The sequence below is a fragment of the Escherichia sp. E4702 genome (assembly GCF_963883545.1).
Taxonomy (GTDB): Bacteria; Pseudomonadota; Gammaproteobacteria; order Enterobacterales; family Enterobacteriaceae; genus Escherichia.
In genome coordinates, this window is sequence record NZ_CAWORF010000041.1 from 1 (window position 1) to 9,679 (window position 9,679).

The window sequence follows — 9,679 nt, forward strand, 5'->3', positions numbered from 1 at the left end:
ACATATTTTTATGCTTGTACCCGTTCGTAGGCCGGATAAGGCGTTCACGCCGCATCCGGCAATCGGTGCACGATCGCCTGATGCGACGCTGACGCGTCTTATCAGGCTTACGAGTCCGCACATATTTTTATGCTTGTGCCCGTTCGTAGGCCGGATAAGGCGTTCACGCCGCATCCGGCAATCGGTGCACAATGCCTGATGCGACGCTAGCGCGTCTTATCAGGCCTACGAGTCCGCACATATTTTTATGCTTGTACCCGTTTGTAGGCCCGAACTTACTGCAGCAGGCTGGAAACCATGCTGGACATGCTGTTGGACTGTTTCAGCATGGTGATGCCAGTCTGCATCAGCACTTGCTGTTTGGTCATATTGGACGCTTCCGTCGCGTAGTCGGTATCCATAATGTTACCGATAGCAACTTCGGTGTTGTCCTGCATGCTGGTCAGGTTATTAGCCGTGTCGTTCAGACGGTTGATAGACGCCCCCAGCTTGGACTGGATCTGCGAAACATCATCCATCGCGGTAGAAATGCTGGTGATCATCTGGTTAGCCGAGCCAGACGCAGTCAGCTCAGTACCGCCAGACACGCCTGCAGTACCCGTGGTGTCTGCCTGATCCGCACTAAAGGAGTTGCTGATAGCAGAAAGATCGGTCACCAGCGTGTTCAGTTGGCTGGAAATGTTCACGGTCATGGTGTCGGAAGATTCCGCGCCCACCTGGAAGGTTACCGCGCTCTGGAACAGACCGTCAGTACCGGTGTTGCTGGTGCCGGAAACACCGAACAGGTTGGTGCCGCCGTAAGTGGTGTTTTGCAGCATGTCAGACATCTGCTGGCCCAGTTCGTCGTATTCGTCCTGCATCGCCTGCAGGTCGTCGTCGCTGTAGGTGCCGTTCGCTGCCTGAGTTGACAGGTCTTTCATACGCCCCAGCACGTCAGACATTTCGTCGAACATGCTGTCAGCGGTTTGCAGCATCGCGGTGGCATCATTGATGTTGCTCAGCGCCACACCCATACCGCTGGACTGTGCTGTCAGACGGTTAGCAATTTGTTTGCCCGCTGCGTCATCGGCAGAAGAGTTAATCCGGTTACCTGTCGCCAGGCGTTCCATAGATGTAGACAAAGAAGAGCTGCTTTTGCTGATTGCATTAACGGCGGCCATTGAGGCGTTATTGGTGTTAATAGATAACATGATACTGCTCCTTGGGATTAATCATTTTCGTTTCGATACCCTGTAAAAACGACACCTAAGGAGCAAACTTAAAACCGCCGTTAAAAAAAATTCACTGCGGTTTATCTGATGCCACTTTTAGCTAAAAAAAGCAGAGTTTAAATTCAGATAAAAAGATTATTAGCAATATCTGCCACATGGCCAGGTATCAAAATATGTCTTTATCAAACGCTTGATATAGTTAAGATTACCATCAATTAACGCGTTTTCTTCTCAATGTACTGATGCCAAAATTTACATTGCGTTGCAAATAGTACACATTTGGCTATTGTACCTGTCCTGTCATTTCGTTACATTTCCACGCCATATAGTGATTAAGAATAATCCTATTACCATAAAATATTAATTATCACGCAGAAAAATCATCTTCTCAGGGACGTATAAGACTGTGCTTTATGCAAAGCACTATCAGGAAACATTTATCCCTTGCTAAGGTAAACTCAACTATGAGTATTATTATCAACAACTGGCGGATGGACCCGTCGCTTAATGCCTTAATACATTGCGAAACGGGTGAAACACGTCGTCTCGGCGAATACCATTTTATTTTGCTGGAAACATTAGCAAAAAATGCCGATGTGGTTTTATCGCGATCTTATTTATGTGCCGAAGTATGGAAGAACCGCATTGTCGGCGGTAACAGCCTGCCGACGGCGATCCATGCGTTGCGCGTTGCTATCGACGATGATGGCAAACAACAGAACATTATTAAAACAATTCCGAAAAAAGGTTACCTGTGCAATAAAGAGTATGTGTCTTTGCCGGAGTCATCGCCTGCGGAAAAACTGATTATTACCGACCAGATACAGGAAACAGTACCAGAAGAGATATCTTCGACAACACCGCCTGTGCCTGTTAGAAAAAAACATAAAGGACTGATGGGGTTAGCGTTGACCGCGGCTGTTATATTTATTGGCTCGACCGTGGGGTATTCACACTTGAAAAATACACCTGACGCCCCGCAGCTGGTAAAAGAGTCAATTAACAGTCCAAGAATAAAAATATTTCATCTTAGTTCTGGAAAAGAAAATAATTCCGTACCGTTACTGTCACAAACCCTCGCACCAGGAAAAGACAAACTCGATAATTTATTGTCAGCGCATAATATGACAATGACAACCTATTATAAATATGTTCGTAACCGACTGGAAAGTGATATTGTTCTGCGCAACCAGTGCAACGGTAGCTGGCAATTAACTTTTAATGTGGAAGGCTGGCAGAACAGCGATATTAATAGCGCGATGTATCAGAATTTGGAGAAATTGTTAAATACTGTGCAGAAGTGCTGATGAGTGCCAATATATGCCGGATGCGACGCTAAACGCGTCTTATCCGGCCTACGAAAATCCCGAATCAAATCAATCGGAATTGCTGATAGTTTTAGTTATTGGTAACTCTAGCTTTTTATTATTCGCCTACGACTTTCAGGGCTTTGCTTATCCATCAGTTGATTGAGAGTGGCCATTTCATTCCTTTTTTAACCCGCAGAGTTTTAGCATATTCTGCACTGAAATGATTTTTTACGACAGCCTCATTTGATTGATTTTCAATAACCCTAACCCAATAAACTCCTCACCGTCTGGCTGGAAATTCGCGCCTGACCGTTCACCGCCTGTAATAACACCTGATAGTTATGATTCGCGCTATCGAGCACGCCGCCGAGATTTTCCGACGCCTGCACGGCGTTTTCCGTTTGCGGGAAGCGGGACATGCCGTCGATCAACTGGCGGGCTTTTTCCTGCTGCACCGCCATCTGCGCGCGCTGCTGATTAATGCCTTCTAACGTCTGGGAAATCCCCGCCCCACCCTGTTGCAAACTTTGCGCTAAACGCTCGGCCTGCGACGGTTCGGCAAAGGTTTTTAGTGGCATAAACGCCGACTTATCGCCATCGGTGCGCACGCTTAAGGTACGTTCGATGTCAGGCCACTGTTTTTCAGTGGTGGAGAAACTGATGCCATCCGCTTGCTGATGCAGCTGCACGCCTACGCGGCGCAGGGCGTTGGTCAGCCGCGTCTGATACTGCGCGGCGCTGTCATCCTCAGACAGCATCACCGCCGAAAGCTGGGTCTGCCGCCCGTCAGAGACGCTGAACATGCGCGTTCCCGGCGTGGGATTGTGCACGAGATTCGCCAGATCCGGCGAGTGAAAGGTCACCCGCGCTTCGCCCTGCAACACCGGCTGCAACTGGCGGTCCACCGCACCGCCGGAAAGCGCGGTGCGTTTGTCCAGCATCTGCATCAGCGCTGAACTCTGCGCCTGCCCGCCCTTACGCTGGCTATGACGATAATCGAGCAACTGCTGTTCCAGTTGCCCGAGGTAGTGATCCGCCTGCTGCAAGGTGGTGAGCTGGTCGTTAAGCTGCACGCTGTAACGCTGCGGGCGAGTGGTAATCAGCGGCGAGGCCGGATATTCACTCGCCGTCGCCGGGAGCTTTTGCCGCACCGCCGGAGTGGGCGCAACGGTTGACGACGATACCGCAGCGCTATGCGCGCCGCCGGTGGCGAGTGATGAAGATGTAAGTCCGACCTGCATACTGTTCCTGAAAGAGTTAGAGAACGCTGAACAAATTCAACTCACTCACTTTCGAGTAAGTCTTGAGGGTAGCTTCCATTGCCACTTCCAGTCCGGTAAAGGTGATCGACGCTGGGCCGTAATCGAGATCCTGTAGTGAACCAATCAACTCATCATTAGAGGTAGAGATATCGGTCTGCGCATCGCTCAGCATCGACATGGTGTTTTGCGTCTCGCCGAGCGACGCAATCGAGGCGTTGAGATCGTCCGAGGCGATGTCCACCACATCAACGGCGTTCTGAATATCGCTCTGCACCTGCGGATCTGCCGGGTCAACGTTGGGGCTTGCAACTCCTGAGAGAGCGAATTGAGCGTGTTGAGAACGTCTAAATTGCTGCCGAAGAAATCGCTCGCCGCCACGTTGGTGTCCACTTCCACGCCGTTCGATACCGTGGTCTGGCGGTGGTCGCTGTTGCCCTGATAGCTGTAGCTGTCGGTTACGCCATCGCCGTCATCGTCCACCGCCACAATCGGCGGCTGATCGTTGATAGTGCCACCAAACACGTAGTGCCCGTCTTCGTCCTGATAATTGAGCGCCGCCACCATTGATTCAGTGAGCGACTCAATATCCTGGCCGAGGCTTGCGAGCGAATCGGCGGTATTGGTGCCATTCGCCGCTTCCAGCAGGTCGTCGCGCACCGCCAGCAGGCTGTTGTTGACGCCATCGAGAATCGATTCCTGCTGGCTTAAGCCCGCCGACGCGGAGTCGATATTGCTCTGATACTGTTCAATCGCCGACTGCTGGCGGTTTAACTGGGTGATACGCGTGGCGGCGATGGGATCGTCCGACGGCTGCAAAATCTGCTTGCCAGTTGCCATCTGCTCGACCACATGCGCCAGATCGCCGGAGAGATTATTAAAACTTTGCGTCATCGAGACGTAGGTTTGTTGGGTGGTTACTCGCATTTTTGCGCTCCCGCTTAGCTGCACATTTCCAGCACCGAATCGAAAATCTCGGCCCCGGCGGAAATGACTTTCAGATTGGCTTCATAAATTTGTTGATAGGTGATCAGGTTCACCGCTTCTTCGTCCATGCTGACGCCGCTGACGCTGCTCTGCTGGTTTTGCGCTGCGGAATAGACATTGGACGCGGCATCGACTTCTGTCTGATTTTGCTGACTGTAAATGCCGATATTGCTGATGATTGACGAGCACGCCTGCCCGACCGTCACGCTGCCAAGGTTGGCGATCTCCAGCGGTTCGGTGGAGATATTGATCAGCGCCTGCAGGTTGTCGCTGTTACCGCTTTCGTCCGGCGAACTGGAAAATGCCAGCTCGTCGGCGGTGATATCCGGGTTGACGGTCAGCGGGCCATCAGCATCGCTGGCATCATAAATAAACAGCGGCTCGCCGGGGTTACCGTTGAGATCGTAGCCCTGCGCCAGCTGGTTGTTGACCGCATCGGCGAACTGCGACGCCATGCTGTTGATGGTGTCGGTCAGCGGCGTCAACACGTCGTTTTGATAATCAAACAGTGCGCCTAATGAACCGCCAGTGTCGGTGGTCATCGTCGAGGTGGTGCCAGCGAAAGTCAGCGACATGGTCGGCGTGCCATCGGCGTTGGTTTCCAGCGCGATGGTCGAGCTTTGCTGCCCGCTTACCAGCGGCTGACCGTTTTGCAGAGTAACGTTGTAGTTGCCCTGGTCGTCGATATTGACCTGCACATCCATCATCCCGCTGAGTTCTTCCACCATCTGGTCGCGGGCATCGTACAGCGCAGAGGCGTTATCGCCGTTGGCTTCGGCCTGAGCGATTTGCTGGTTATAGCTGGCGATACCGCTGGTGAGCGTATTGATTTGCGACACCATCGCCTGCTGCTGGCTGATGATTTCCGTGCTTTGCGAGTCGATGTAATCCAGCGTGTTATCGATACGCAACGACAGCGCCCCGGCCTCGCTGATCACCTGCTCGCGCAGGGCGGAATCGTCAGGGCTGGTGGTGGCTTCGTTAAGGGCGGCGAAGAAGTTATCGAACCCGCCGCTCAGGCTGCTGTTATCGTCGCTCAGTACCGCTTCCAGTTGCGTGAGATATCCCTGCTGGGTGCTGTAATAGCCGTAATCACTGGCGGCATACCACACCTGATTCACCTGATACTGGTTAGAGACGCGGCGAATGCTGTCGACCTGCACGCCGTTACCGGCGCTGTTCGGCGAACCACCGCTGGCGCCGATGGTGCTGATCTCCGCCACCTAGCGGGTGTAGCCCGTGGTCATGGCGTTGGCGGTGTTTTGCGCCGTGACGTTCAGCTCCACCTGCGCGGTTGATGCGCCACTGTAGCCGATGTTAATCATGTCCATGTTGGATCCTTACCGGTAAATCGTGCCGGTTAAAAGCGGCGTTAGGTTGGGGATTCTTAAGTTCCGTAAACCGGGTGCCAAACGCCGGATGCGGCGTAAACGCCTTATCCGGCCTACAAACNGGCGCAAACATAAAAATATGTGCGGACTCGTAGGCCTGATAAGACGCGACAGCGTCGCATCAGGCACCGTGCACCGAACGCCGGATGCGGCGTAAACGCCTTATCCGGCCTACAAACGGGCGCAAACATAAAAATATGCGCGGACTCGTAGGCCTGATAAGACGCGTCTGCGTCGCATCAGGCATCGTGCACCGAACGTCGGAGCCTCATTTATGCTTCGGCGACAATTGCTTCACAATCATCGCCGCGATCCCAATCCCGTGCTGCTGTGCCAGGGTGTTACACAACTCATCGTCATAAAACCCCTGCATCATGCGCACCGAATCGCTGTTAAACGGGTTATCTTTTGAATCAAACAACTCGTTGGTTTTACGCATCTCTTTCAGCATGTTGCGTAAAAAAATCGCCTCAAACTGCTCCGCGGCCTGCTTGATGTCATTGGCCTGAACCTTCGGCCCCATTAACGCATCGCTGCCGTCAATCCCGCCGCTGACGTTGACTTTCATCAGATCACCTCCAGGTCGGCATCCAGCGCGCCCGCCTCATGCAGCGCCTGCAAAATCGACATAATGTCATCCGGCGTCGCGCCTAAACTGTTCAACGCATTGACCAGCGTTTTCAGGCTGCTCGACTCCGGCAAACTCACCACGCCAGGGCGCGCATGATTCACCGCGATATTGCTCTGCGGCGTAACCGCCGTGCGCCCGCCCGCAAAGGCATTCGGCTGGCTGACGTTGCTGGTTTCGTTAATCGAAACGGTCAAACTACCGTGCGACACCGCCGCCGCGTGCAGCGCGATGCCATCGCCCATCACCACCGTACCGGTGCGTGAGTTAAACACCACGCGGGCGCGGATTTTCTCCGCCTGCACCTGCACATCGTCCAGTTGCGACATAAACGCCACCCGCGCGCCGGGGCTGGTAGGCGCACGCACGGTGACGTTGGTGGAACTCTGCGCGGTGGCAATCCCGCCAAACGAGGCGTTGATCGCCGCCGCAATGTTGTTGGCGTCTTTAAACGACGGGCGTTTCAGGTTGAGCGTGATGGTGTCGCCCATCTGAAAATCGCTGGGGATCTCGCGCTCCACCGTCGCGCCGTTGGGAATTAACCCGGCAGTCGGCGTATTAACCGTTACGCTGGAACCGCTGGCCCCGGTGGCATTCATCCCGCCCACCACCACGCTTCCCTGCGCCAGGGCATAAACCTCGCCATCCGCGCCGTGCAACTGGGTGAGCAGCAAGGTGCCGCCGCGAATACTTTTGGCATCGCCAATCGATGAAACGGTGACATCAATGGTTTGCCCACGCGAGTACATCGGCGGCAATGTGGCGCTCACCGCCACCGCGGCGACGTTTTTCACCTTCGGGTCGATTTTATTCGGCAGCTGCACGCCAAACTGGCGCAGCATATTGGTGATGGTCTGGTTGGTGAATTTGACCTGGTTTTTATCGCCAGTACCGTCGAGGCCGACCACCAGGCTGTAGCCAACCAGTTGGTTTTCACGCACACCCTGTACGTTGACCAGCGACTCCAGCGATTGCGCCAGCGCCACGCCGGGCAGCGTCAGACTTACAGCGATCGCTGCGGCCTTTATCCAGTTTTGCATTGCACTCTCCGGCATTAAATCGGGAACAGAGGATGGTTAAACAGCCGCGTCAGCCAGCCTGCGGCGTTGGCGTCGCTTAACGCGCCGCGTCCGGCATAGGAGATGCGGGCATCGGCGATCCGCTGGGAGGAAACCGAGTTGTCGTTCTGGATATCGTCGGCGCGTACCAGGCCGCTTAAGCGGATGTACTCATCGCCCTGGTTGAGGGTGAGCCATTTTTCACCACGAATTTCCAGGATGCCGTTGGGCTGCACCGCATGAACGGAAACGGTGATCTCCCCGCGCAGGCTGTTCTGCTGCTGGGAAGTGGCGCTGCCGTCAAAGTCGCGGTTGGCGTCGATAGAGCCGGAAAGCTTATCTTTGGTGTGTCCAAAAATGGTCGGCGCGCCGATGTCGACGGTGTTGCTTTTGCCGAAGTTGGTTTTCGCCTGTTTGCTCGACTGAGTGGATTCTTCGAGGATCACCGTCAGGATATCGCCCACGCGGTAAGCCCGCCGGTCGGCGGTTAGCGACCAGTTGTAGCCAGTTTCAAACACGCCCCCGGCACGCCCGTCTGCCGGAGGCGGCGCTTCGGTGGTTGGTGGCGCAAAGTATGCGTCGTCTTTTTTGACCAGAATGGCCTGCGATTCACACCCGCTAAGGAGTGGAAGCAGCGCCACCAGCCATAGATAATTTTTCACGTTCTGCCTGTTTAAATACAGTGAGTTATGCGCTCTTGTAGGTCGGATAAGACGCGTCAGCGTCGCATCCGACAACAAGCGTGTGCACATTGCCCGATGCGCGTGTGGACGGTTTATAAACGGTTAATCAACCAAACTATGTGCACCGTCCACTCGCTTATCGTGCCTGGAAGGGCGTCAGCGTCGCATCCGACATTTCGCCTTACAGCGTCTGGCTGATGTACTGCAACATATCGTCCGCCGCCGACACCATTTTGGCGTTCATCTCGTACGCGCGTTGCACCGTAATCATCGCCACCATTTCGTTGACGATATCCACGTTCGAGCCTTCCAGGGCGTTATCCTGCAAGGTGCCAAGCCCATCTTCACCCGGTACGCCTTCGGTCGGCTGACCGCTGGCGGCGGTTTCCAGATAGAGGTTGTCACCCTCGGCGGAAAGCCCCGCCGGGTTAGCGAAGTTAACCAGCGTCAGTTGCCCTAACTCGGTCACGTCGCTGTCACCAGGAAGAATCGCCGTCACCGTACCATCTTCGCCAAACGCAACATTGGTCGCCCCCGCCGGAACGTCGATCTCCGGCTGCAACGGCAAGCCCTGCGAGTTGGTCAGTACGCCATCGGCGTTCACCTGCAAATTGCCGTCGCGGGTATAAGCGATATCGCCATTGGCCTTTTGCACCTGCAAAAATCCCTGCCCCATAATGGCGACATTCATGGCGTTGTCGGTGGTTTCGACGTTGCCTTCGGTGAAGGTTTTCTGGGTGCCGACAATGCGCACACCGCTACCGAATTGCAGCCCGGTCGGCATGATGTTGTTCTGGTCGAGCATCGCGCCCGGTGCTTCCTGGGTCTGGTAAAACAGATCCTGAAACATCACCCGGTCGCGCTTGAAGCCGGTGGTGTTAACGTTGGCGATGTTGTTGGCAATCGCGCTCATTTCAGCATCCTGCGCCGAGAGGCCGGTTTTGCTGATCCATAATGCTGCGTTCATGGTGGTAAATTCCGTGTTATTTTTGGGCCGCGGTTGCCGGATGCGGCGTGAACGCCTTATCCGGCCTACGGTTTGGGCACAGGCTTGTAGGCCTGATAAGACGCAAAGCGTCGCATCAGGCACCGCCGCATAACTGCCGGATGCGGCGTAAACGCCTTATCCGGCCTACGATTTGGGCACAGGCT

General features: G+C 54.4%; 7 protein-coding genes and 2 pseudogenes. 1 reads left to right on the forward strand and 8 read right to left on the reverse strand.

The features are described from left to right. Positions 1–275: 275 nt before the first annotated feature. Positions 276–1,190, reverse strand: coding sequence for a lateral flagellin LafA (gene lafA, locus AACU94_RS24170; protein ID WP_000949083.1), 915 nt, complete (start codon positions 1,188–1,190; stop codon positions 276–278). A 485-nt stretch (positions 1,191–1,675) separates the two neighbouring features. On the opposite strand from lafA, the gene AACU94_RS24175 reads away from it, so the two are divergent. Beyond that, positions 1,676–2,518, forward strand: a complete 843-nt coding sequence (locus tag AACU94_RS24175; RefSeq protein ID WP_135488412.1) for a transcriptional regulator — start codon at positions 1,676–1,678, stop codon at positions 2,516–2,518. A 266-nt stretch (positions 2,519–2,784) separates the two neighbouring features. Here the strand turns inward: AACU94_RS24175 and AACU94_RS24180 are convergent, their stop codons facing one another. The 7 genes and pseudogenes from AACU94_RS24180 to flgG form a co-directional block, all read right to left on the reverse strand. Continuing rightward, complete coding sequence (locus tag AACU94_RS24180) at positions 2,785–3,762, reverse strand: flagellar hook-associated protein (RefSeq protein WP_135488411.1); 978 nt, start codon at positions 3,760–3,762, stop codon at positions 2,785–2,787. A 16-nt stretch (positions 3,763–3,778) separates the two neighbouring features. Next, positions 3,779–4,707: pseudogene (gene flgL / locus AACU94_RS24185) on the reverse strand (flagellar hook-associated protein FlgL). A gap of 14 nt (positions 4,708–4,721) precedes the next feature. Continuing rightward, positions 4,722–6,098 (reverse strand): annotated as a pseudogene (gene flgK, locus AACU94_RS24190) (flagellar hook-associated protein FlgK). A 328-nt stretch (positions 6,099–6,426) separates the two neighbouring features. Continuing rightward, a complete protein-coding gene (locus AACU94_RS24195; RefSeq protein WP_042017176.1) occupies positions 6,427–6,726 on the reverse strand; it encodes a rod-binding protein in 300 nt (99 codons plus the stop codon). Next, positions 6,726–7,826 (reverse strand): flagellar basal body P-ring protein FlgI, encoded by a 1,101-nt coding sequence (locus AACU94_RS24200; RefSeq protein WP_059274126.1) that lies wholly within the window; start codon positions 7,824–7,826, stop codon positions 6,726–6,728. The genes AACU94_RS24195 and AACU94_RS24200 overlap by 1 nt, the downstream gene beginning before the upstream one ends. A gap of 14 nt (positions 7,827–7,840) precedes the next feature. Next, complete coding sequence (gene flgH / locus AACU94_RS24205) at positions 7,841–8,506, reverse strand: flagellar basal body L-ring protein FlgH (RefSeq protein ID WP_000800871.1); 666 nt, start codon at positions 8,504–8,506, stop codon at positions 7,841–7,843. Between the two features lie 202 nt (positions 8,507–8,708). After that, positions 8,709–9,494: a flagellar basal-body rod protein FlgG gene (gene flgG, locus AACU94_RS24210; RefSeq protein ID WP_000990540.1), complete on the reverse strand. Its 786-nt coding sequence runs from the start codon at positions 9,492–9,494 to the stop codon at positions 8,709–8,711. Positions 9,495–9,679: the final 185 nt, after the last annotated feature.